The organism is Prosthecobacter dejongeii, assembly GCF_014203045.1.
In the GTDB taxonomy this organism is placed as follows: Bacteria; Verrucomicrobiota; Verrucomicrobiia; order Verrucomicrobiales; family Verrucomicrobiaceae; genus Prosthecobacter; species Prosthecobacter dejongeii.
This window is the reverse complement of record NZ_JACHIF010000007.1, coordinates 318,078-341,036: the sequence shown is the minus strand read 5'-3', so window position 1 is coordinate 341,036 and position 22,959 is coordinate 318,078. Positions and strand designations below refer to the sequence as shown.

The 22,959-nt window shown below is 54.0% G+C and carries 18 protein-coding genes; 8 read left to right on the top strand and 10 right to left on the bottom strand.

The genetic code is table 11. From position 1 onward, the window contains the following. Positions 1-253 precede the first annotated feature (253 nt). Positions 254-1,039, top strand: a complete 786-nt coding sequence (locus tag HNQ64_RS17100; RefSeq protein WP_184210836.1) for a hypothetical protein — start codon at positions 254-256, stop codon at positions 1,037-1,039. A gap of 1,222 nt (positions 1,040-2,261) precedes the next feature. Next, positions 2,262-2,675: a hypothetical protein gene (locus tag HNQ64_RS17095; RefSeq protein ID WP_184210834.1), complete on the top strand. Its 414-nt coding sequence runs from the start codon at positions 2,262-2,264 to the stop codon at positions 2,673-2,675. A gap of 1,649 nt (positions 2,676-4,324) precedes the next feature. On the opposite strand, the gene HNQ64_RS17090 is transcribed toward HNQ64_RS17095, so the two are convergent. The 6 genes from HNQ64_RS17090 to HNQ64_RS17065 all read right to left on the bottom strand — a co-directional run bounded on the left by HNQ64_RS17090 (position 4,325) and on the right by HNQ64_RS17065 (position 8,981). Further along, positions 4,325-5,740: a carbohydrate porin gene (locus tag HNQ64_RS17090; RefSeq protein ID WP_184210832.1), complete on the bottom strand. Its 1,416-nt coding sequence runs from the start codon at positions 5,738-5,740 to the stop codon at positions 4,325-4,327. A 170-nt stretch (positions 5,741-5,910) separates the two neighbouring features. Further along, entirely contained in the window at positions 5,911-6,696 is a 786-nt protein-coding gene (locus tag HNQ64_RS17085) for a ferritin-like domain-containing protein (RefSeq protein ID WP_184210830.1), read from the bottom strand. A gap of 48 nt (positions 6,697-6,744) precedes the next feature. Further along, positions 6,745-7,590 carry a 4-hydroxy-3-methylbut-2-enyl diphosphate reductase gene (gene ispH, locus HNQ64_RS17080; RefSeq protein ID WP_184210828.1) on the bottom strand — a complete coding sequence of 282 codons (846 nt, stop codon included), beginning with the start codon at positions 7,588-7,590 and terminating at the stop codon, positions 6,745-6,747. Positions 7,591-7,658: 68 nt separating this feature from the next. Continuing rightward, positions 7,659-7,961 (bottom strand): transcriptional regulator, encoded by a 303-nt coding sequence (locus HNQ64_RS17075; protein WP_184210826.1) that lies wholly within the window; start codon positions 7,959-7,961, stop codon positions 7,659-7,661. After that, a complete protein-coding gene (locus HNQ64_RS23990) occupies positions 7,958-8,617 on the bottom strand; it encodes a hypothetical protein (RefSeq protein WP_246431085.1) in 660 nt (219 codons plus the stop codon). Before HNQ64_RS23990 ends, HNQ64_RS17075 begins: the two co-directional genes overlap by 4 nt. A gap of 61 nt (positions 8,618-8,678) precedes the next feature. Beyond that, positions 8,679-8,981: a DUF3817 domain-containing protein gene (locus HNQ64_RS17065; protein WP_184210822.1), complete on the bottom strand. Its 303-nt coding sequence runs from the start codon at positions 8,979-8,981 to the stop codon at positions 8,679-8,681. A 123-nt stretch (positions 8,982-9,104) separates the two neighbouring features. Here HNQ64_RS17065 and HNQ64_RS17060 point away from each other — a divergent pair, with 123 nt between their 5' ends. The 6 genes from HNQ64_RS17060 to HNQ64_RS17035 all read left to right on the top strand — a co-directional run bounded on the left by HNQ64_RS17060 (position 9,105) and on the right by HNQ64_RS17035 (position 17,644). Beyond that, entirely contained in the window at positions 9,105-9,518 is a 414-nt protein-coding gene (locus HNQ64_RS17060; RefSeq protein ID WP_184210820.1) for a ketosteroid isomerase-related protein, read from the top strand. Positions 9,519-9,574: 56 nt separating this feature from the next. Next, a complete protein-coding gene (locus HNQ64_RS17055; protein WP_184210819.1) occupies positions 9,575-10,855 on the top strand; it encodes an MFS transporter in 1,281 nt (426 codons plus the stop codon). Between the two features lie 35 nt (positions 10,856-10,890). Beyond that, entirely contained in the window at positions 10,891-11,514 is a 624-nt protein-coding gene (locus HNQ64_RS17050; protein ID WP_184210817.1) for a TetR/AcrR family transcriptional regulator, read from the top strand. A gap of 71 nt (positions 11,515-11,585) precedes the next feature. Continuing rightward, the gene (locus tag HNQ64_RS17045; RefSeq protein ID WP_184210815.1) at positions 11,586-12,731 is read left to right on the top strand and encodes an efflux RND transporter periplasmic adaptor subunit; all 1,146 of its coding nucleotides are present in this window, start codon (positions 11,586-11,588) and stop codon (positions 12,729-12,731) included. A 100-nt stretch (positions 12,732-12,831) separates the two neighbouring features. Beyond that, a complete protein-coding gene (locus HNQ64_RS17040; protein WP_184210813.1) occupies positions 12,832-16,077 on the top strand; it encodes an efflux RND transporter permease subunit in 3,246 nt (1,081 codons plus the stop codon). Positions 16,078-16,114: 37 nt separating this feature from the next. Beyond that, positions 16,115-17,644 (top strand): efflux transporter outer membrane subunit, encoded by a 1,530-nt coding sequence (locus HNQ64_RS17035; RefSeq protein ID WP_184210811.1) that lies wholly within the window; start codon positions 16,115-16,117, stop codon positions 17,642-17,644. Between the two features lie 97 nt (positions 17,645-17,741). Here HNQ64_RS17035 and HNQ64_RS17030 read toward each other — a convergent pair whose 3' ends face one another. The 4 genes from HNQ64_RS17030 to HNQ64_RS17015 all read right to left on the bottom strand — a co-directional run bounded on the left by HNQ64_RS17030 (position 17,742) and on the right by HNQ64_RS17015 (position 22,932). Further along, positions 17,742-18,608 (bottom strand): ThuA domain-containing protein, encoded by an 867-nt coding sequence (locus tag HNQ64_RS17030; RefSeq protein ID WP_184210809.1) that lies wholly within the window; start codon positions 18,606-18,608, stop codon positions 17,742-17,744. Positions 18,609-18,733: 125 nt separating this feature from the next. Next, a complete protein-coding gene (locus HNQ64_RS17025; protein WP_184210807.1) occupies positions 18,734-19,543 on the bottom strand; it encodes an MBL fold metallo-hydrolase in 810 nt (269 codons plus the stop codon). Positions 19,544-19,583: 40 nt separating this feature from the next. Then, positions 19,584-21,590 (bottom strand): cytochrome c biogenesis protein, encoded by a 2,007-nt coding sequence (locus HNQ64_RS17020; protein WP_184210805.1) that lies wholly within the window; start codon positions 21,588-21,590, stop codon positions 19,584-19,586. Positions 21,591-21,612: 22 nt separating this feature from the next. Continuing rightward, a complete protein-coding gene (locus HNQ64_RS17015; RefSeq protein ID WP_184210797.1) occupies positions 21,613-22,932 on the bottom strand; it encodes a cytochrome c biogenesis protein ResB in 1,320 nt (439 codons plus the stop codon). Positions 22,933-22,959 lie beyond the last annotated feature (27 nt).

Below are 22,959 nucleotides of genomic sequence, written 5' to 3'. Positions count from 1 at the left end.
TAAAGTACATCGTTCAAGCTCAATATAGGCTCTGGAAACCTTGAATTTCCAAGGAATCACGATGTCAAGATATTAAAATCGGATGTATGTAATGTTAAATGTTGACGATTTCTTATTTTGACAGTTGCACCAAGTTGTACTGGTGGCAGAATCTTCTCGCTGATTCTTCGAACCTTTCGGCAGTCCAAATGCCTTCGAACTTTTGGACATGAGCCCGCCAGAGTTATTCTGGCGGGCTTTTCTTTAATCAAATATGAGCTTACCACCAACAGATCTTGGAAGCGCGGCGGCTTTGGGAATTGTCGCTATTGCCACCAACAATGTATTGGGTCCCACTCTTAAAGTCATTGGAGAGGATTTAAAGCGCGTGTATGAGGTTGGCCGTGATAAAATCATTCTCGTAGCTGACAGAAAAAACAATTCCCAAAAGGATCAGAAAAGAGCGAACATTCGCATTGCCAAAGAGGTCTTCGAAAGCGGTTCCTACACAACTGATGAAATTAGCGCAGAATACTTTGGTGGAATCCTCGCATCCTGTAGGAGCGAAACAGGACAAGATGATTCGGCCTTGCCGCTTCTGAATATAATTAAGGGCCTCTCCACCTATCAATTGCATCTCCACTATGCAATTTACTGCACTCTGAATGAGCGACTTTTAAAAGAAGGCAAATTCCTAAATGTAGCAATGGAGTCGCAGTTAAGCTCCAAGGAAATTGTTTTCGCTGCGCAACATATATTCGGCATCAATTTGAATCCTACTAGAGATTTGCCGATCCTAAATGAGGTCGGCTTGGTAGGTCTTTACAAGACTGGCGTAGAGCCAATTCCGGGTGGAAAAATGGTTCCATTTGTCTCGATTCGACCAACAACATTAGGTGTTATGGTTTACTGTGTAGCACACAATAAATTTGAGGACTGGAACGCGTTTTCCTCTCTGACGTTAGGGCGATTCCCTGATATTGAAGTGCCGCCAATTTCTTTTGATAGTATTCAGGGCTTGAAAAATTTTGTGACTGCTACACAAAAAAATGTTGACTAGGTACTAGGCCTGTACCTTTTTGCTCTTGCTGTTTCGAAGCAGCACCCGGGTTCGAAGCCGGGTCAAGTCAGCAAAACAATGAAAGGTTCGGAAGCACAGCGACGCGTGCCCAATGGGATTTCGCGTATTAGACCCCTCTTTTTTGAGCGGGTGCTAAGACCTACCCGGCAAGATCTGGGCAAAGGTCAACCTAAAGAGGACATCCAACTCCTGCTGCCGTTTCCGTGCCCTTCGCAACCGAAGGTTCGACATGAGGAAGCGCAGAAAAACGGCTGAAATTCTCCTCTCCCGCCCGGTTGCCCGTCCAATGGCTAAGAGCCAGGACGGACCCATTGACCCCCAGATGATGCCAGCGCGGCGACGTTTGACGCTGGCCGAATACGGCAATCCATGGCGGTAAAGGCTGAAACGGAAAGGCCCCGATTGCCCTGGCGAGCCCATTCTGAGCTCGAGCATTCTGCTCAGCCCAACACCCCTTCCGCCACTCACTTTCCACCCTTCAAGAACCCTCGGCCGCCCTCTTGCCCAGCCCGCAGTCGGAGCGCGAGTATCCTACTCGCCTAACTCTCCCAACGCTCGCCCTACCCCTCAAATCCTCGTTCGCTCGACCCAACCTCAGCCTCAAAAAAGACACCCGCCGAAAACGTAAAAAATCCCACAAACGACGGACCATCAACATACAACATTGAATTACCGAAGCCCAAAAAGCTAACCATAACACTACCAAGCAGAAGCCACTCCGAATCCTATCCCGGCAGCTCCAATTGGTAGCCAGCACAGACCCTCTTGCGGAAAGCTGCCTCGAAGGCCCCAACACCCCCGCCCGCATCGAAGCCCATCGCGACAGAGCCGCCCGCCAAAGTACTCCAGAGCTTTAGCTCGCAACAACGCCACTTCCAGACTCGGCATCGCAATCCGCTAGATCCAATCTCCACCCGCCAGGCATGCTCCCTTGAGAGGATCGTGGGCACTCCTGCCCGCCTTCTACATTGTAGGGACGCACTGCGCCGCGTCCGTCATTTCCCCCACGACAGACGCCCACAAATCCCAACAGTCCCTCAGGTACCCGTCATCCACTCGCTCCCCTACTCCGCGGCTCGCCGTCGCGCCCCAATTCCAAGAAATACCCCCTGCCCCAAATCAGAATCATCCCCTCCCTCTTAGAATTCCCCACCGGGCACTTGACCTATGGAAGCATCCTCTTTATATGGTAATTATAACCATGAGCCACGAAGACGCCTTTGCAACCTACCGCGAGTTAATCTCCCTCCGCAGCTCCCTGAACCGCGTCATCCTCCTTCTCATCGCCGTCATGATGATGCCCCTCCTCCTCCTGGCGGCCCTCCTCATTCCCCAGACCGCCCAACCCATCTGGACCGCTCTGAAAATCATTCCCGTGCCGGCGGGCGTCTGGGAGCAGAAACAGGAAATCCATCAAACCGTTTATCTCCAGCAATCAGCCTCCACAGCCCCCATCCTGAAAACAGGCAACACCCCCGTCGTCTCCTTCGTCCCAGATCCCAGCAACCCTGACGGCCACATCGTCACCGGGGTCAAATACATCGAAGTCGAACACGACACGATGATCCCCGCCCGCAAAGCCCTCCCCGCTGCCGCAAATCGCCCCGCCCCTTAGTCGGCACCCGAGCATCCCGCCGCTGTAACCTTCCCAGCGTTGCTTTGCCCCTATTCAGCCCGCTCCGGCCTGAATGGAAAAACACCCGTCAAAACGTAAAAACAGTCATGAAAAATTGATAATTCATATAAATGAACCGTTCACAGGGTGATCAGCCAGCCAAATTCTGGTGCAAAAAGCCACCACGAAATCTCAGAACGGATCAAGCCCTCATGAGGCCCAGGCATCCCTTGAAATCCGCAGAATCCCATCTCTTAGCTGCGTAGCAAAGGCATTCAAAAAGCCTCTTAAAGACTCTTCAGTCTCAAATTCGCGCAGCACCCCATCGTAGGACGGGTTTGTCCGGCTCAAGAGTCACGAAACGCCTCATAAATGGACGCCGCCGGATAACCCGTCTTTCGGGGAGGGACGCGGACACCAGACAATTCCCTTCTCCGGGAAAGACAATATGCCAGGCGAGGAGACCTCAAAAACAAATCTCCAGTCCTTCGAGAGAAGCGTCAAAAAATGAGGCCCCTCAATCCATGACCATCCAGAAATCCAATCTCCCCCAAAGTACTCCCGAGCTTTAGCTCGATACATTACCCCCTCAATCTCGACCCCACACTCAACGAGCCAGCCCGCACAGCCCCCGCATAGTAGCTGCCTGCGCCAGCAGGTGGTCCCCTCCAAAGTACCCCCAAAGCTTGAGCTCGCTTCAAGGCCACTTCACATTCGGCACCAAATTTCGGCAAACACCCTCCCTCACAGCCCCTTAAAACCAACGTTCCAAACGCCGACCTCTCCGACCCGAAACATTTAACACATTCAAACAATCACGTTAAAAGTAATTTAAAGAACTGATAATAAACAATTTAATTCACCACCAACCTCTTTCATTGCCCCTTTCCTAGAGCGTGGGCCCCTCAACTCCACAGATCTTCCCCAACTTCCTTTCATAACTCCCTCATTTTTTCCCATCAGCCCTTTCACCCAACAGCCAGGCCGCCGCGAATGAACCCTTCACAGGCCCTAGTGAGAAATCGACCTAGACGTCTAATTTAAATCCAAGGAACCTCTGAACTTGCTAAAACACATCGTGCCAAGGCCTTCACCAAACGACTCCAGCGCTTGAGCTCGCTTCAAAGGTCTCTTCACATTCAGTGCCGCATTTCGTCAAAAGCCCCCTGCCCTTCCAGCCTCCAAAAACCCTTTAATAACGTGAAAAGATTCACAAATCCTTGAACCTTAAAAGAGAAAAGAACTATCCTTTCCCAGTGACGCAGCCACCTGAGGGGAGCGTGGAGACTCCTCTCCGCAAGCTGAAACAAACGCGGCGCAGCCGCCACCCTATTCAATAAAAATGCCGAACTCACGCATCGGCTTCCATTCAAGACGCATTGTTAGCCAGGCGACTTTTCGCATCATTTGAGAATGGCGGTCAGGTGCGCAGCCGCGAGGCGAATGACCACGCTCCCCTCAATGCCCTCTCACGCGCAAGGTGAGACTTCCAAAGTCAACGTTGGCCCACCCTTGGCCCATTCCGCCAAGCCCCGGATCTGAAAAAACTTTTTCATCTCCGTTTTAGGCAATAAGTCGGCCTCCCTCCTCACAAAAAAGCCCCCTGCCCCGCGAACGGGACAGAGGGCGAAGAGGTAAGCCGTTCAGTCTTAGAAACGCAGCGTCGTTTGAAGTCCCAAAACCCACGCATCAGGAATCGCTTCGCTGGAGAAACCTGCACGGGCACCCGGATGGAAGACATATTGCAGGCTGGCCTGCAGAGTCCACCAAGCGGCAAGCTGCAGCTTGTAGTTCATCTCGATCACGCCTTCATAATCAGCCTCTTTGATTTTAGGCTGGCCGAGCAGAGGCAAAATCTTGTTCGCATCACGCTGGGCGCGGGTCACGTCTTCGCTGATCTTTAGGTAAGAAGCACCAAAACCCAGGGTGTCATAGTCGCGCCCAGGAATGAGACCTTTGAACACCAGACCGCCATCAATGCCGAACTCCGCCAAGTTGCGATCCGCTGGAGCTCCAGCCACCCGGAAGAAACCCACAAGGCCCTGCTGGGCCGGGTCATCCCGACCTGTTTCATAACACAGCATCTGCTCGGCCAAGAAATACACACCATAGTTGCCCTGATGGGTTTCAGGTGTCGTTCCCAAAGCTGCCAATCCCGTGCTGTAGATGTCATAAAACTCGTCGGTGTGGTAGTAGCCACCGACCTTGTAGTTACCGGGCAGTCCTGTGTCGTCCTTGCCCTGATTCAGGCGGTAACCAGCCTCAAAATACATCAGCGCGCCTTCTTCACTGCGCAGAGCTAGGCGTGTGCCGGAGGAGCTGTCGTCGGGGTTGCCATCATAAATGGCTGCTTTGATGTAGAGCTCTTCCGTAGGCTGCCATTTGATCAAAGCACCCAGGGAAGCATAAGGTGTGGAAGGTAGGGAGTGAGACCCTTTCGGGAAACCCGGGATGTCATACAGATTGAACGCCATCGTCGGGAAGAAGAAGGTCTGGTTCAGGAAATTGATGGAAGCCAGCGAGTTGTACAACTCCGGCATGATGAAGTCGCGGTCCACGGAGAGCAGGCCGGCCTTGATCGTCAGTTTTTTATCGAACAACTCCTGCTGGTACCAGGCCTGCCAGAGACGGGTATCGGCCGGGAAATCAACCAGGTTGGTCTTGTTTAAATCTCCCACGTAAGTGGAGGCGAAGGGATCCCCCTCCAGAGACACGCCAGAAACGTGAAAGTGGCCCCCTTTCCAGAAGCCTAGTTTTTCCGTATCCAGATCCAAGGCCGCCAGGAAACCATGCTGATAAGCCGACCCCGCGCGGAGTCCTCCTCCGAGATTGGTCGGCATAGAACCGACGAAAAAGAACTCAAACTCCACCCCGTTTTCCGCCAGCCTGGACCGCAGCCCACCCCAGTCACCCAGCATGTAATCCTGCATGAAGTAGCGCTCAAGCGCGGAACCCTGGGGCTTCGCGGCCTCCACGGGCGGTGGGCTACCCGCTTGGGTGAAGAGGGCGCAGCTCGATAAGAGCGAGGCGACGAGAGCAATAGGAGTGTGGGGACGTGTCTTCATCGGGAATTGAAGTTATATTATTTATAAATATTATACATTCATAAACAATTCCAACATTTTATTTGAACAAAAAGTCAGCATGCCTTTTGCAATCCCGCTTTTCAAGACTTTTTACTCACATCTCCCTGCTCCCCATCCGGCACTTTGAGTTGGTGCGCTGCTGAAACATCCTAGCGCGGTACCTGGACCTTAGACCTGCCGGGCTCCGCGACTTCAAATGCCGAAGGCGCAGCGTCGAGATTTTGCACCCGTTCATCCAGGCGCGCCTGAAAACGCTCCTGTGATTCCCGGCAGCGTTGAACGAAGCCTGAAAAACTCATTCCAAGCGCCTTCAAACACTGCCGATGATCCCAAGCGACCACTCGAGTGGTGAGAGCATGAATCACTTGAAACTGGCAGCGCCATAGGTAACGCCCCACGGGAGTGAATGTGGCCACACGCTCGGCCAGGAATTGACGCTGAAACTCCAAATGTTTCATTTCATCCCGCAAGATCTGGCGGCAGGCCGCTTTCACCGCAGCATCAGGCACCCTCAGATAAAGACTGCCATAATACACCTCCGCCACCAATTCAGCCGTGAGCAGCACCTGAATGGCAAATTCCAGATTCACCAGGAACCGCAGACGGCGGAAGATGGAGTTGGTCCATTGTTTTTGCAGCAGGCTTCCCTTGAGATGATCCACCAGACGCCCCAGGAGCCGCGCGTGCGCCTGCTCTTCGCAAACAAACAGGTCAATCGCCCGCTGATACCCCCGAAAGTTTTCTAGTGGGGCCACTTCTCGAGCGTAACGTCGCAGTCGTGTCCCGCCGCCAGACTCCCCGAGTTGGAAAATCGCCAGCGAATGCACCAACGGCTCCCGGATGGACTCCGGCAACGAGCTAGGCTCTTCAAACAGGAGTTGATCATGCACGGCGGCGTTGGTCTGAAAGTGATGGATCCAAAAGGAAGTGTTCATGATGTGAGATGGGATGGATTCAGAAAAGGGTTTGGGGTGAAGGAGGGATCATGCGGCGGAGAGGCTTTGCAGGCGGTCCATGACAGCACGCACCGTTTCATCCAGCGTGGAGGTGCCCGCTGTGACTCCGACGTGGGTGACTTGACGAAACCATTCGGGTTGCAAATCCGCCGCCGTTTCCACCTGCTGGGCCTGTACCCCGAGAGCACGGGCTTTATCGGTCAGTTGGCGAGTGTTGTTGCTGTTGCGGCCGCCGATGACGACGATGAATTCACACTGGCGAGCCAGGTCCTCGAGGGCCGTTTGACGCTGCTTTGTGGGGCGGCAAACGGTGTCCATAAAGCGCACTTCGGACGCGGGATGTTGTTTCTTCACCGCCTCCACCACCCGCAGCACTTGATCCAGCGGCTGGGTGGTTTGCGAGATGACCCCGAGCCGATGATGCGACGGAATGCAGCAGGCATCCTCGGGTGATAGCAGCACACTCGCTTCGGGATGATCTCCCAATAGACCCCGCACCTCCACGTGCGTGCGCTGACCGATGATGACGGGGTGGTAACCTTCCTCGACCAGGCTGGCCAGGGCCTGATGGGCCTTGGTGACTAGGGGGCAGGTCGTATCGGTGATCTGATGACCTGCCTGCTGCCAGCGCAAGCGATGCCCGTCCGAAGCTCCATGGGCGGTGATGACCACTCGCCGAGTCGTGGCAGAGCCCACGTGATCCAGGTCTCCTCGCTGCACACCCAAAGTCTGTAAATGCGCGTCCACCACCGGATTGTGCACCAACTGCCCCAGCGTGGTGACGGGTTCTTGGGCGGCGGCATGGTGAGTGCTGCGCAAGGCATCGCGAACGCCGAAGCACATGCCGTAATGTTGAGCGAGATGAATGGTCATGAGTGTGATGAGATGTTGTTTTGAATTAACTTTGCGCCACAAAGTAATGGTTTAAAAAAGGGGCGAAATCACCCCGGATTGATGGTCTTGACGATGGCTTCCAAGACATCCACATAACTCTTGAAGGCCTTGGTTCCTGCCGGTGTGACGGTGTAAGTGGTCCGTGGTCGGGTACCCGAGTCATCCCGGCTTTCCTGCACATAACCCGCAGTGCCTAAGGTCCGTAGGTGGGTGATGAGATTGCCATCGCTCATGCCCAGTTCCGCCTTCAATTCCTGGAAGGCCCACTCTCCGCGAGTAGCCAGCAACGTCATGATGGAAAGACGACTCTTTTCATGAATCGTTTTATCGAGCTGGTCGAAGTCAATCATTCGCGCTGCGTCACAGCCTCCGGTTTTTGACTGCAAAAAACGGCCGCCGCGTACCCAATATGGCACAGACCAAAGGTCAGCCCCATGATCAAGTTAGCCGGAGCATCATCATGCGGCATGTTGCGGATGTCGCTATTGGCCGCATAGGCCCAGAAAAGCGCCAGCCCTAGGGCGACAAATACCCAGCCCAAGCGCACCAAGGAACGCGGGGAAAAACTAGCCGTCGCCAGCAACGCCAAGCCATAACAAACCACCCACAACAAGGTGGCTAGGATATGATTTTGCAGGTAAACAATCAGCCCACAACCTAGGACACCCCCCACGAGTAAAGGCGGGAAGATCGCCCGCAACGCCATTCGCATGCCCTCCGAAACCAGGGGCTGCCCACGCCGCGCTGCCTCCCGTGCCAGCAGGATCACGTTCACACTGCTGGAGACCACCAGAATTCCCAGCCACTGCCACAAAAAAAGAACTCCCATCGTCTCTGGCAGACCGCCCTTCTGCTGCATCTGCCACCCCGTGTAGCCTGCGCAAACCACCGCCAAAAGCCCACCGAGCAAGGCGGCAGGTGCAGAAATGGCCCGGTAGATGTGCGCCTTCTCCATCAGGGAACGGATCACCCGAAGATGTTCGAGGGCGTCTTGCTTTGTGCTCATGGATTCACTTTGTGTGATAAAGTGATGATTGCAAACTAAACTTTGCGTAACAAAGTGATTTTTATCTCGCCTCAAGCTCCCAAGCCCTCATTTTCTTATCCAAAAGGAAAGGCCCAAAAGGAAAAACGGACGCCACAAAAACCAAAGCGCACCGCTTCAAAGTCCACTGAGTTCTTAGCATTACTTGCAGCAAGGCATAACAAAAGAGGATAAATAAAATGCCATGGACCCAGCCCACCCAGGTAACCGCCTGGGGCATGCCTGCGAAGCGTCTCAACGGCATGGCGATGCCAAGGAGGAGTAAAAGAGAGCCGCCCTCCAGGAGTGCGATGCGGCGAAGAAAGGAAATGGTCTGGGATGCCATGATCTTAGGGGAAAGAATCTTTGTCCAGTGCGCCGGGTCCTGCCATCTGTCAAAGGACGGATGGAGGAGAAGATAAGCCGGTCCGCTTGACCCCTGCCCCGCCCGCATTCATTCTGGAAGATCATGCCCTCTGCCGCCGATACAGCCCGCCTCATCGAAACCTATTACGCCACCTTCAATGCCGGTAACCGCGAGGCCATGCTGGCCCTACTGACCGAGGATGTGGTACACGACATCAATCAGGGAGCCTCAGAAGCCGGCCGCGAGACCTTTCGCGCCTTCCTGAATCGCATGGATCGCAGCTACCGCGAAGAAGTCACCGAACTTGCCGTGATGCCGCATGCCGATGGCACCCGTGCCGCTGCGGAATTTTACATCCTGGGCACCTACCTGCAAACTGACGACGGTTTGCCACCTGCCACGGGACAAACCTATCGCCTACGAGTGGGCGCTTTTTTTGATATTCGAGACGGAAAAATAGCCCGAGTCACTAACTACTATAATCTGGAAGAATGGCTGCGACAGGTTGGTGCTTAAGAATGCTCAAAGTGCTTTCTTCCCACCAAATTTGAGCCATCTTAGAGGCTCTGCACATGTCTGCCGCCGCTCCTCAGCATCCACATACCCATGCGGTGCGGCGAAATTTTATCTGCCACTGCCTGGAAGGTGGTTTCTACATGGGGGGGACAGCTTTTCTTGCCCCTGAAAGTGTGCTGCCGAAGATGGTAGAGACTTTGGGCGGTCGGGCCTGGATCATAGCCATGATGCCCGTACTTTTGCCTGCGGCCTTCGCTAGCATGGGCATTTTTATCGCTCCCGTGGTGGAGCGTTTGCCACGCTTCAAGCCCTGGGTCCTGACCTTTGGTTTTCTACAAAGACTGCCGTATTTGATCACTGGGCTAATCCTCCTTTTCGCAGACCGCATTGAGGGTATTTTATTGCCGATCGTGGTGCTCACCCCCGTGGTTTCAGGCTTGATCGGCGGCATGACGGTGGTGGCATGGATGGAGATGGTGACGCGGATGGTGCCAGAAAAAGCCCGTGCTGCCGGCTGGGCGGTGAGATACATCATCCAGGCTGTGATTGGGGCGCTAGCCGGGGCTGTTATTCATTACGTTCTCACCCATTACCCGAACCATGAAGCTTATGGCTGGCTGCATTTAGCCGCTTTTACTTTGCTCTTCATCTCCTGGGCCTCGCAACTTTTTATGCATGAGGATGAGCATGTGCGGCATCGTCATTCCTCTGTTCAGCCAAAGGGACTTTACCGGGACTACTTGCGTAGCCTGCCAGGACTTTTGCGTGGACAGCCTCATTTGATCAAGCTTGTGCTCGCTCGTTTTACAGGGATGGGCTATTTGATGGTGGTCTCCTTTCTAACCATTCATGCCCTCCATGTAACGGGCAGGCCGGAGGCAGATGAGGGGCGATTTGTGACGTGCCAAGCTGTTGGCGTGGTACTAGGTAGCCTCTTGGCTGGCTGGGTCGGATACCGTTGTGGGGGCAAAGTTCTGCTTCAGGCTTCCCGGATTGTCTGCATCTGCCTGTGTCTCTGGGTCGCGTTCACGGGGTCGTTTATCGGCTTCATGTTATCCTATTTTGTGCTTGGCTTTGGCCTCTTTCTAGACCGCGTGGGAGATCTTACATTAGCCGCTGAACTTTGTCCGTTGGAGCGCCGCTCTACCCTCCAGGCGATCTTGGGATTTTGTAATGTTTTTGCCCTCTTGCTGGCCACATTCATCAGCGGACAACTCTATGCATTCACGCATTCCTTTCAATGGGTGGCCGCCGTAGCGGCTGTTTTTGCGTTGATCTCCATGTTCATCCTCCAGCGAATCCCTGAGCCACGGATGGTGGTAGTGCAGAAAAAATAGTTGACTGTTCGTCTAGTATCGACAATGTCCGGCGCATGGGACGAACGAGTGATGCCAAAATCCGACTGATCGAAGCCGTGATCGAATTGATCTGGACGAGCAGTTATGGAAGCACTTCCGTGGACCAAATCTGTGAGCGAGCGGGGGTGAAGAAAGGGAGCTTTTATCATTTCTTTGAATCGAAAACGGATCTCGCTCTTACGGGCATTGATCATAGTTGGCTGGAGCATCGTCGCGAACTGGATCAGACCTTTTCACCTGTGGTTCCTCCTTTGGAGCGCATCTTGAATTGTTTCCGCAATTTCCGCAAAGAACAGGAGGAGTTGCTAGCCAAACATGGTCGTGTCCTGGGATGCCCGATCCATTCTTTAGGGGCTGAGATCAGTACCGTAGATGATCGTCTGCGTAATAAACTGCAGGAAATCCTCAGCCAATTCATCCTCTATTATGAATGCGCTGTGCGGGATGCCGATGCACAAGGAATCATTGAAGCTCCAGATGCCAGTGCTTTGGCACGAATCGTGTTCGCCTACAGCGAAGGCCTGCTTTTGCATGCTCGCATGTGGAATGACTTGAGTTATCTCGATGAATTCGAAGCAGGTGCCATGATCATCCTTGGCGTGACAAAGCGCAGCCCAACAGGCGTGAAAAAAAAGTGATTTTTTGATTCCGAATTAACCAACTGGTCAACTTCCCATCAGTCTCCCAACAATCCCCCCCCGAAACCGACATGAAACCCCAAACCCTCCTCCCGCTCGTCTTGCTGATCGCCGCCTGTGGAAAGACTCCACAAGCTGGTCCTGGTGGACAGATGCCACCCGCTCCGGTGACGCTAGCGCCCGTTGAGCAAAAAGCACTCGTCGAGTGGGAGGAGTTCACGGGGCGTGTCGAGCCTGTTGAAACTGTCGAACTTCGTCCCCGGGTATCTGGCTACATTACAGAGGTTCATTTTCAGGCGGGTGAGTTGGTGAAAAAGGGCGACATTCTCTTCACGATTGATCAGCGCCCGTTCCAAACTAAGTTGCGTGTCGCAACGGCGGAGGTGCAGCGTGCAGAGGCCAGCGCTCTTGCAGCGAAGCGAGAATATGATCGCGTTTCTGCATTGCTTGCGGCTAAGGCCATTGCTCCTGAGCAGGGTGAGATGCGCGAGTCTATGTTCCGCCAAGGCGAAGCAGCACTCGAATCTGCCAAAGCGACGCAACACAGTGCTGAGATCGAAATGGAGCACACAGAGGTGAAAGCGCCTATCTCTGGCCGCATTAGCCGCGCCATCACCACGACGGGTAACTTTGTGACTGCGGGAACGACTCTCCTCACCACAATCGTCACCGTGGACCCTGTCTATGTTTATACCGACATTGATGAAAACAGTCTGCTGCGTCTGCAAGCTCTCCAACGAGACAAAAAGCTCTTCACCAACGGCGAAGGCAAAGTACCTGTAGAACTTCAACTTTCGAATGAGAAGGACTTCCCTCACAAAGGTCACATCGAGTCCTTTGACAACCGTTTGGATGCGAGCACTGGCAGTATGATCCTGCGAGCCGTGTTTTCGAATACGGATGGCAGCCTAACTCCAGGTTTGTTTGCTCGTGTGCGACTGCCGATGACCTCTGAGTATCAGGCCCTGCTGGTGGATGAAAAAAGCATCCTGACCGATCAAGCAAACAAATTTGTATTGGGTGTGGATGACAAAAACATCAGTGTTTACAAGCCAGTCGTCATCGGTCCAAGCATCAACGGCAAGCGCATCATCCGCAGTGGTCTGAGCGCTGGCGATAAGATCATCATCAATGGCCAAGCACGTCTGCCCCAGCCTGGCATGCCCGTAGCCCCCGTCGAGGCACCTCCCGCCAAAGCCACGGCTGCGGCTAACTAAAAGCGTCTTCCTCACTCTCTGCGGTTAGAACTCACCTTCCCTGATTTTACGGGAAGTTACGGACGAACTGCATTCCTGTCACGCCCCTCAAACTCCCGTTATGAACATCTCCCGGTTCTTCATCACTCGCCCTATTTTCGCGGGTGTGTTATCTCTCCTGATCTTTCTTTTAGGGGGTATTTCGCTCTTCCAACTTCCCATTTCGGAATATCCCGAAGTGGCTCCACCCACGGTCATTGTTACGGCCACCTATCCAGGCGCTAACCCAAAGACCATCGCAGAAACGGTGGCATCTCCGCTGGAGCAGACGATCAACGGCATCGAAAACATGCTGTTCATGTCCTCCCAGAGCACGGCGAATGGGGTCATGATTTTGACCATCACCTTCAAGCTTGGGACCGACATTGACCTCGCCCAGGTGCAGGTGCAAAACCGAGTCTCGCAGGTGCTGCCGAAACTACCTGAAGAAGTTCGCCGCTTTGGGGTGACGACGGTCAAGTCTTCACCAGACCTCACTTTGGTTGTCCACATTCTTTCCCCCAAAGGGCGATATGATGAGCTCTACCTGCGTAACTATGCGACGCTTAATGTGAAGGATGAACTGGCTCGTCTCCCTGGGGTGGGTCAGGTGCAGCTTTTTGGTGGGGGTGACTATGCCATGCGTGTGTGGATTGACCCAGACAAAGCTGCTGCCCGTGGCCTCACTTCGTCTGATGTGGTCAATGCCATTCGTGAGCAGAATATTCAGGTGGCAGCAGGTGTCATTGGCCAGCAGCCTGTGAAAAGTGCCGTTCCGTTTGAACTGACCATTAACACCAAAGGCCGTTTGGTGAGCGAAGAAGAATTTGGCAATATCATCGTCAAAGTCGGTCAGCATGGTGAGAAACTTCGCCTGAAGGATTTGGCTCGCATTGAACTGGGCTCGAGTGAATATGCTCTGCGCAGTTTGCTGAATAACCAAAGTGCGGTGGGCATACCTGTGTTCCAGCTTCCTGGTGCCAATGCACTGGCCCTTTCAACAGGAGTGCGCGAGAAGATGGAGGAACTGAAAAAGAAGTTCCCTGAAGACCTCGATTACGCGATTGCCTATGACCCCACGGTGTTTGTGGACAAGTCCATTGATGCGGTCATTCACACCCTCATCGAAGCGGTGTTGCTTGTGGTGCTCGTGGTGGTGATCTTCCTGCAAACGTGGCGCGCATCCATCATTCCTTTGGTGGCCGTGCCCGTCTCCCTGGTGGGTACGTTTGCGGTCATGTATGCCCTGGGCTTTTCGATCAACAACCTTTCTCTCTTCGGTCTCGTTCTCGCGATCGGGATTGTGGTGGATGATGCGATTGTGGTGGTGGAGAACGTGGAGCGTAACATCAGCAATGGGTTAAGTCCGGTGGAAGCGACGAAGCAGGCGATGACAGAAGTGACAGGGCCTATCATCGCCACCGCTTTGGTGTTATGCGCTGTGTTCATTCCCACAGCCTTTATCAGTGGCCTCAGTGGTCAGTTCTATAAGCAGTTTGCGGTCACCATTGCCATTTCCACCGTGATCTCGGCGATCAATTCGCTCACCCTCAGCCCCGCTCTCTCCGCCTTACTGCTGCGTGATCACAAAGCGAAAAAAGACATCCTCACACGATTGATGGATGCGATGCTGGGATGGTTCTTCCGGCCCTTCAATCGCTTCTTCGAATGGTCTTCCAATGTTTATGTCGCATGGGTGAAACGGATCATTCGTTTCAGTGTCATCGCCCTGATTTTCTACGGTGGTTTTGTCTGGCTCACTGTTGAGGCTTTCAATAAAGTGCCCACCGGATTTGTTCCCGGTCAGGATAAACAGTATCTGGTGGGCTTTGCCCAGCTTCCGGATGGTTCCTCTCTGGATCGCACGGTGGATGTGATGCGCCGTATGTCTGACATTGTGTTGAAGCACCCAGGCGTGAAAGACGCCATTGCGTTTCCTGGTTTGTCCATTCATGGATTTAGTATCAGCCCGAATAGCGGCATTGTGTTTGTCGGCTTGGACGAGTTTGAAAAACGCACCACGCCGGAGCTTTCAGCGCAGGCCATCTCGAATGCCTTGAACGGAAAATTCATGGCGATTCAGGATGCCATGGTGCTGGTGCTTTCACCACCTCCGGTCAATGGTATCGGGACCACGGGTGGATTCAAAATGATGGTTCAAGATCGCAGCGATCAGGGGTATGACGCCCTTTATAAAACCACGCAGGGCCTGATCGGTGCGGCCTATGGTTCTGGTAAGCTTCAGCAGGTTTATTCCGGTTACACGGTGAATGTGCCCCAGCTTGAAGCTGAGGTGGATCGTGAGAAAGCAAAGGTGCAAGGTGTGCCACTCGCCAACCTCTTCGAGACGCTCCAAATCAATCTGGGGAGCCTCTATGTGAATGACATGAATCGGTTTGGTCGCACCTATCAGGTGGTGGCGCAGGCTGAGCCCCAATTCCGTGATGACGTGAGCGACATCACCCGCTTGAAAACACGCAATGCTGCCGGCGAAATGGTTCCCATCGGCTCTTTGCTGAAGGTGAAAGAAACCAATGGTCCAGACCGAGTGACTCACTACAACGGCTATCTAGCCGCTGACATTAACGGTGCAGCAGGGCCAGGTTTAAGCTCGGGGGAAGGTGAAGATGCGATGACAGAACTAGCGAAGTCGTTGCCTCCAGGATTTGAGTTTCAATGGACTGATCTGGTTTATCAAAAGATCATCGCAGGGAACACGGCGGTTTACATTTACCCGCTCTGCATCCTGCTCGTGTTCATGGTGCTCGCGGCCCAGTATGAAAGCATGCGCCTGCCATTGGCCATCATCTTGATCGTGCCCGTGTGTCTGCTCTTCGCTCTCGGCGGTGTGGCATTGCTGGGAGGCGATCACAGCATCCTGGATCAAATCATGACCACAGGTTTCAGCCAGCCATTGCAGATCAATGGTGATAACAACATCTTCACCCAGATTGGCTTCATCGTGCTGATCGGCCTGGCCTGTAAGAATGCTATTTTGATCGTGGAGTTTGCCAAGGAGAAGAATGATCACGGGCTGAGTCCTCTTGAAGCTGCGCTTGAGGCCTGCCGCCTGCGTCTTCGTCCGATTTTGATGACCTCGATCGCCTTCATCGCGGGCGTGTATCCGCTAGTGGTTTCAACGGGAGCGGGTGCTGAAATGCGCCGCGCTATGGGCACGGCGGTGTTCGCAGGCATGATCGGGGTGACTTTCCTGGGGCTTTTCCTCACACCTGTGTTTTATGTGCTGGTGATGAAACTTGGCCGCAAAAAGAAGACGAGCGAAGCTCCCCTGCCCCTCTCGGCTACCCATGCGGGAGCTGAACACTGAGACCTTTCTATTAACCTCTCTTTTTCTCCCGAATCCCATGCGTTTCCTCGTTCCCCTTCTTCTTAGCACCGGTGCCCTCGTGGCCCAGGTGGGGCCTAACTATGAGCGTCCAGCCACTGAAACCGCGGCCCGGTTTAAAGGAGTGGCTTGGCGTGAAGCGAGGCCTTCTTCTCACCAGCCCAAAGGCGAGTGGTGGAAGGTCTTCCGCGATGCCAAGCTGAACAGCCTGATGGAACAGGCCACGGCGAATAACCAAAACTTGAAAGCGGCGATTGCCCGCTTTGACCAGGCACGTGCAGCGGCACGCATGGCTCGCGCAGATCTTTTCCCTGTCGCTAGTATTCCTCTGAGCGCAGACCGCCAACGTACGTCTGAAAATGCGATCAGCCCCATTCCGCTGAACGGTCTTTTTTACGAAGGTCCAGCTTACAATGCGGCCACGGACCTGACTTGGGAACTGGATCTCTTTGGCAAGATCCGCCGGGGTGCGGAGGCTGGCCGGGCCGATGCTGAAGCGGCCGCGGATGCGGTGCAGAATCTTTTGTTAGGCATGCAGGCGGATGTTGCTACCAATTACTTCAAACTGCGCTCGCTGGACCAAGAGATCCGTCTGGTGCGTGAAGCTGTGGGACTGCGTGGTGAAGCCTTTAAAATTGCTAAAGCTCGTGTGGAAGCCGGTGCTGGCAGCGAGCTGGAGCAGGCCCAGTCAGAGACCGAGGTGGCCAGTGCTGAGGCAGAAATCGCCTCTTTACAGGCCCAGCGGGATCAATTGGAAAACGCCATCGCCATTCTTTTGGGGGCCAATGCCGCTAGCTTTAAAATCGTTGCCAGTGGTTCAGGCCTATCATCCCCGCCAGCCATCCCGGTGGGAGCCCCTAGCGACTTGCTGGAAAGGCGCCCGGATGTGTCACAGGCTGAGCGCGTTCTTGCCGCCGCAACGGCTCGCATTGGTGTGGCGAAGGCTCAGTTCTTCCCGAGTATTAAGCTCATCGGTCGCGCTGGGTTCCAGAGCACAGACATTGATTTGCTGATGCAGCCTGAATCCTTGATTTGGAGCTACGGTCCCAGCATCAGCCTACCTCTTTTCTCAGGGGGAAAGAACCGCTTTAACCTGACGAAGTCCAAAGCAGCTCATGATGAGGCTTTGGCAGGTTATCGGCAGGCATTCCTCACGGCTGTGGCTGATGTAGAGAGCAGCCTGTCCTCCATCCGAAATTTGGCCAACTCCGCCGAAGCTCAGCAGCGTGCTCGCAACAGTGCTGAACGTGCTGCCAGCTTGGCTCGCACTCGTTATGAATCCGGTACCAGTCCTTACCTGGACGTGATCGAAGCGAACCGTACGACCCTGGCCACGCAACGGGCGACGGTGCAACTGGCCAGTCAGAGAATGATCGCTAGCGTGTCTCTAATCAAAGCCTTGGGCGGCGGCTGGGATACAACGCAGCCCGTGGCCCTGCCTGCGGTCACTCCAGATCCCGCTGCGCGGAATGTGCCTGGCAGCGATGCAGGCGGCTTCATGAGCAAGGTGAAAGGTATCTTTAAAAAGAAAGATCCAATGATGCCTTGAGTGGTATTCGCTCCGAGCTTCCTCTGGTCGCATTGGAAAAAAAGCCCTGCACAGGATCTGTGCAGGGCTTTTTTGTGAAGATAAAACGAGGCTGATTTTATTTGGTGTAACCAGCGGCTGCCGTGCCGTCTTCCGCCAGTTTTCCCGTAGTCCACAAGAGGGCGCGAGTAATCAGGTTCAAATATCGAGCGTCAGACACGGTGTCATTGTTATGGCCAATGGTGGTGCTGAAGATGCGGGTCTTTTTCGGGCCGTACTCATTGGTCCAGGCGACGACAGCATTGGCTTCTGTGCCTTTGGCGTTAGGATCTGCTTTCTCGCCCTTTTTCACTCGCGGCATCTGTATCTGACGACCACTGGCTAGTGGTTTGGCACCGAGCATTTGGACATTGTTGTAGAGCTCTTCATTGATCGTAGTCCAGTTTTCCAGGCCTTTGGTGATGGGGTGGCTGGCATCGGTAAAGCTGATATCAATCGGCGACTGGGGACCATGACCTGTGGACTGAAGGCCAATGAATTCATACCAGCCTGCATTGTCACTGCCTGCGGCCACAGGTTCCTTGTAGTTACCCCAGCGATAGCTGTGCATGGCGCAGTGGAGATTGATGGCTGGTACGCCAGCTTTGTGGGCGTCCAGGATGTTGGCTACATAAGCTGGATCTGTGACATCGGCCGAGCACTCATCGTGGATGATGACATCAAAATCCTTGGCCCAATCTTTGGCTTTGTAGATCTCAAAAGTAGCCTTGGTCGTTTTGTCAGGATTGTAGGCCACATCCACAGTCGCATTGAGACGAGATTCAATGCCGTCTTTGAGAATGGACTGCTGCTTTTCGTAGTCATGGCAGCAACCGCCAGCAACGATGAGGACACGGAGAGGCTTAGCGGTGGTCTCCGCAGCCTGGGCAAGGTAAAGGCCCGTGGCTAGCGCGAGCGTGAGAATGGGGGCAATGAGTTTCTTCATGGAAGGGTTGGTGTAGCCAGAGTGCAACGTCGAGTCGAGAGCAAACTTGCGGACTCGCTGTCAGACACCCTCAAAGACTTTTCCAACCCTCCCACTTCCTTCAAATATTCCCGGATGGCGGGACTTTACTTAAACTCTGGGTAAAACGGATTGTGGGCCTTCTCTTCACCCACGGTGGTCATCGGACCATGGCCAGGGCAAACGATTGTCTCATTCAAAAGAGTGAAGATCTGGCTGCGGTTAGTCGCCAAGGCATCCGTAAAAGACACGGCCCCCCCGCCCATGGAACTCGCAAAAAGAGCATCTCCCACGATGGCGACTGGCTGGGCTAAACCTTCGATAACATAAGTCGTACCGCCTTTGGAATGACCATTGGTGGTGCGCGATGAAATGCTGAGGCTACCGAGCTGCCACTGACTGCCTGGGGTGAAACCTTGAGCCTCTGGGTGAGGCTCAAGGTCGCTGATGAGAATCGCAGGAGCGTTCAGTGTGGCGATGTCTGCCACATGATCTGGGTGTGTGTGAGTGAGGAAGAGGTAGCGGAGCGTGAGGCCAAGCTCGCGGATTTTTTCGACCATTGGCTGGGCTGTGGCTCCAGTATCAAAGGCGGCAGCTTCCTTGGTGGTGGGATCCCATACAAGGTAAGCATTCACCGTCATGTCATGGAAAGTGGTGTTGAATTGAGCAAGGCCCTCCACTTCCACCGGATTTGGATACCAAGCCTGATCCGACATTTCCGCCAGAGATGGTCCATGCAGTCCTAGTGCGGCTGCGAGTTTGAGTAATATGGAAGCGTCCGTTGCACCTTCTTTGGTGGCTTCGATGGATGCAGCGGCAATTCCGATTCGATCCGCCAAAGCATCCGTGGAGTAGCCGAGACCACGCTGGGCTTTGTTCACGACGTCGTTAAACAGATCTTCGAGGGGAATATTCATGAAGGAAGGTATTTGGAACGATCCAGTTAAGTGGAGGATTTTAGGCCGCAGATGTCTTAACCGAGGCTGATTTCCGTCCTTCTAGGTAAGCCAGAATCAGGCCGTATGTCAGCAACAGCATTTGGATGGCCCAGAAGCTGTAGATCTTTGGCCAAGTGCCATCGGTAAAACCATAAGCATGCAGGCCGACCCCCAATTGATTAACCCCGAACCAAGAGAAGATGACGATGCAGCCCAGAATCAAGTTACAGCAATGCAGGCCGATCTCCCGAATGTAGCCACCCAGGCGGGCATGCAGAATGACGAGGCACATGAGGACGATCATGAGAGCACCGTTTTCCTTTGGATCCCAGCCCCAAAAGCGTCCCCAGCTGTAGTTGGCCCAGATCCCACCAAGCACGGTCCCAACCAAGGAAAGAAGGAGACCAAAACAAACGAATCCGTAGGCCGTGCGGGTCATGAAACGGGCTTCATCATCTCCGGTCTTCACTTGCCCAAAAATCCGCTGAACGAAGTATTTCATGGAGATCAGGGTGGCAACCATGCATGCGGCGTAACCAAGATTGATGATGGGCACGTGGGTGGAGAGCCAGAAGTTAGTGATCAACACGGCCTGGAGCTGCTGGAGGTTATCCGTCGCATCAGCGGTATCAAATTGGATGGCGAGGAACATGCAGCCGCCGCCAGCTAGACCGGCAATTAGGAGACCAAGACCACGCTTTGAAATCCACTCTGAGATTAGGCCAAAAAAAGCACAGGAAGCGCCAATGAACAGGATGGTTTCATACAAGGTGGCAATGGGAGGGCGTTGCATGATGATGCAGCGCAGAATGACGCCTGTCACCGTGAGTGCTGTGGCAAGACCAAGGAACCCCCAGGCGATGCAGCGACCTATTTTATCAAGCCGAGCACCTGGGGAAATCCAGGTGAGGCCGACGCCAATCAATCCCAGGACGAACAGCCACTGAGCATAAAAGAAGTAATCCGCTTTGATGGACTGAATCTCTAGATTGACAAACTGACCTTCGCCACGCTCTTGGGCGGCTGCCTTGACTTTGGATACCAGCATCTCAGCCGTGGCTTTGAACTTGGCCGCGTCTGGTAAGGCGAGGTACAAATCCTCATAAAGCGCCAACCACTGGAGCTGTTCAGGGGTGGGGTTGACGCTGCCATTCACGGCGCCAAAAATCATTTCTCCGGGACCATGCCAGACCTCAATGGTTTTGTCACTGGAGGGGAAAATGCGGAGCTGGCCTTCGGGATTTCCGCTCATCATCGCGCCCAAGGCCGCCTGGGCGAAGTCGCGAAACCATGGAATTTGCATGGGAGGGCCACCACTGGTGAGAGTCTTGGCAACATCTGGCAGACTTTTGGAAAGACGCAGTGGCTGGGGGATTTCGGGTGGCAGTTTATCTGCATTTTCACCCACAGGGGAGCGGATGAAATCAAAGTGCCCCATGATCATGTCATAGTCGAGATACTTGGCAGCGAGCTCGACAATGATGCGCTGCTCAGGCGTCTGTTCCTTGGCGGGGATCTGCCGATACTCCGTCATTTTCTGCATCAGGACTTCACGAGCAGGTTCGATCTCCTGATAGGTGTATTGGGACCGCTTAGCACGTGTATCCAATCCGAGTTCCGCAACGGCAGAGGAGTTATCCACTTTAAACAATGGCACCGTACGGCCAATGTCTGGGCGGAACCAACTCATCAGCAGCCATTGGACGGAAGTGAGCTTGATGGGTTTGCCCTTTTCGGTGAGCAACGGCTTCTGAGTGGCAGGGTCCACTAAAGGTTTGCCGTCGGATTCGCCGCTCTCAGTTAGCCAGATGCTTTGTAAAGCACGTGAGGCCTGAAGGCGCACATTGGCCATCTTTAGGAGTGGCTTGATGCGGCCGCCTTCCTGAACGGGAAGAGACTCAAAAAGCCGGGTGATTTCCGGGTCGCGAAAGAGATCCAGAGGAGGTAATTCTTTAGCAGGGGCCACCGATGCGAGGGCCAGCATCGAAGATGCGACCCAAGCGCGGAGAGATGGAATGGAAGACATACAAATTTCAGGGGCGAAGGATTTAGAGCTTCCAGTAGGCAATGACGAAACCTGCCGTGACGATGAGAAGCGTGTTGGTGACGGCGATCCAGGGATTCCATTTCATGGCGCGGGAGAGCATCATCATGAAGTGAATGAGAAGGCCGATGGAAACGATGATGCAGGAAATGAGAGGCCAGTGATCCGATGGATTTTCCACGACCTGAAATCCTGAGCGCTTGACCCCGCCGGCATTGGAAGCGGTGCCATCGTCAAAGCTGGACTGGAAAAGGGCATACCCTTCGCCACGCACGGGCTCATTCATGGTGATGACGCGCTTTTCCTCACGCGGGCCATGCAGCTTGGTGACCTTGCTAGTGAAACGGCGGGCGCGTTCGGTACCAGGGTGTTTTTCCTGCTCCGTGTGATCCAGACGAATGGCAAAAGGCAGGCGGTAACTGCGACGGCCAATATTGATGAGGTACTTCTGGTCACCAAAGGTGGCTGTCCAGGGAGCTGCTGCAAACTCCCACAAAATGCCTTTTTGCTCAGCGCCGGTCTTTTTGTCCTTGGCGATGGCGATGCAGGCCTGGGAGAGGGCTTCATCGGCAAGGAGTTGGCTGGTGCGTGGGTCTATGCGGGAGAGCGCCTGGATGAAGTAGCCATCGACAGCATCGCCACGGGTAACATCGGTAGCGCGCTTGGGCTCGGCATGCTGTTTCCAGTTGGTGATGACGAGGTCAAAGGGGAGACTTTCGTGAGTGAAAGTGCGTGCCTTGCCATGGTCGCTGCTGTTGCTGAGATCCGTGAATAGCCGCTGATCAATGACCAGCGCGGTTCTTTTTTCTCCGGCTGGTTTGACGGCTTCGATCTCAATGACTCGCTCATGGAAGCTCTGGAATTCGTCGTGCGTCTGGCCTTCGGTAAGATTGAGGATGCCTTCTTTGGCAAAGTGATAGGTCACGGCGCCGGCAGCGATCATGAACAGGATGGCGAAGTGGGAGATGACGACACCGATGGTGCGGGGGGATTTGCGAATGCGAATGAGGCCGCCCAGGAACATGTTCACAAAAAGGATGGCCATCAGTAGATAACCACCCGGCAGAATGTTTACAGGCAGGATGACGTTGCCGATGTTCCAGTAGTGATCAAAGGCCAGAGCGCGCCAGCAGGCCCCGATGTCAATGCGGTCCACAAATACGGATTCAAAGTAACGTTCCTGACTGGCGACGAGGCCATATTCAGCCTGCTCCAGGGTGCCTAAAAACGTCAAGATGAGGAGAAGCCCCAGCACGACGGCGGCAAGGCCGAAGGAGCTCAGAAATGCAATGATACGAGAGGGAATGGAGGCGGGTGCAGACACGGTGGAAAAGGGCGGAAATGGCGTTTC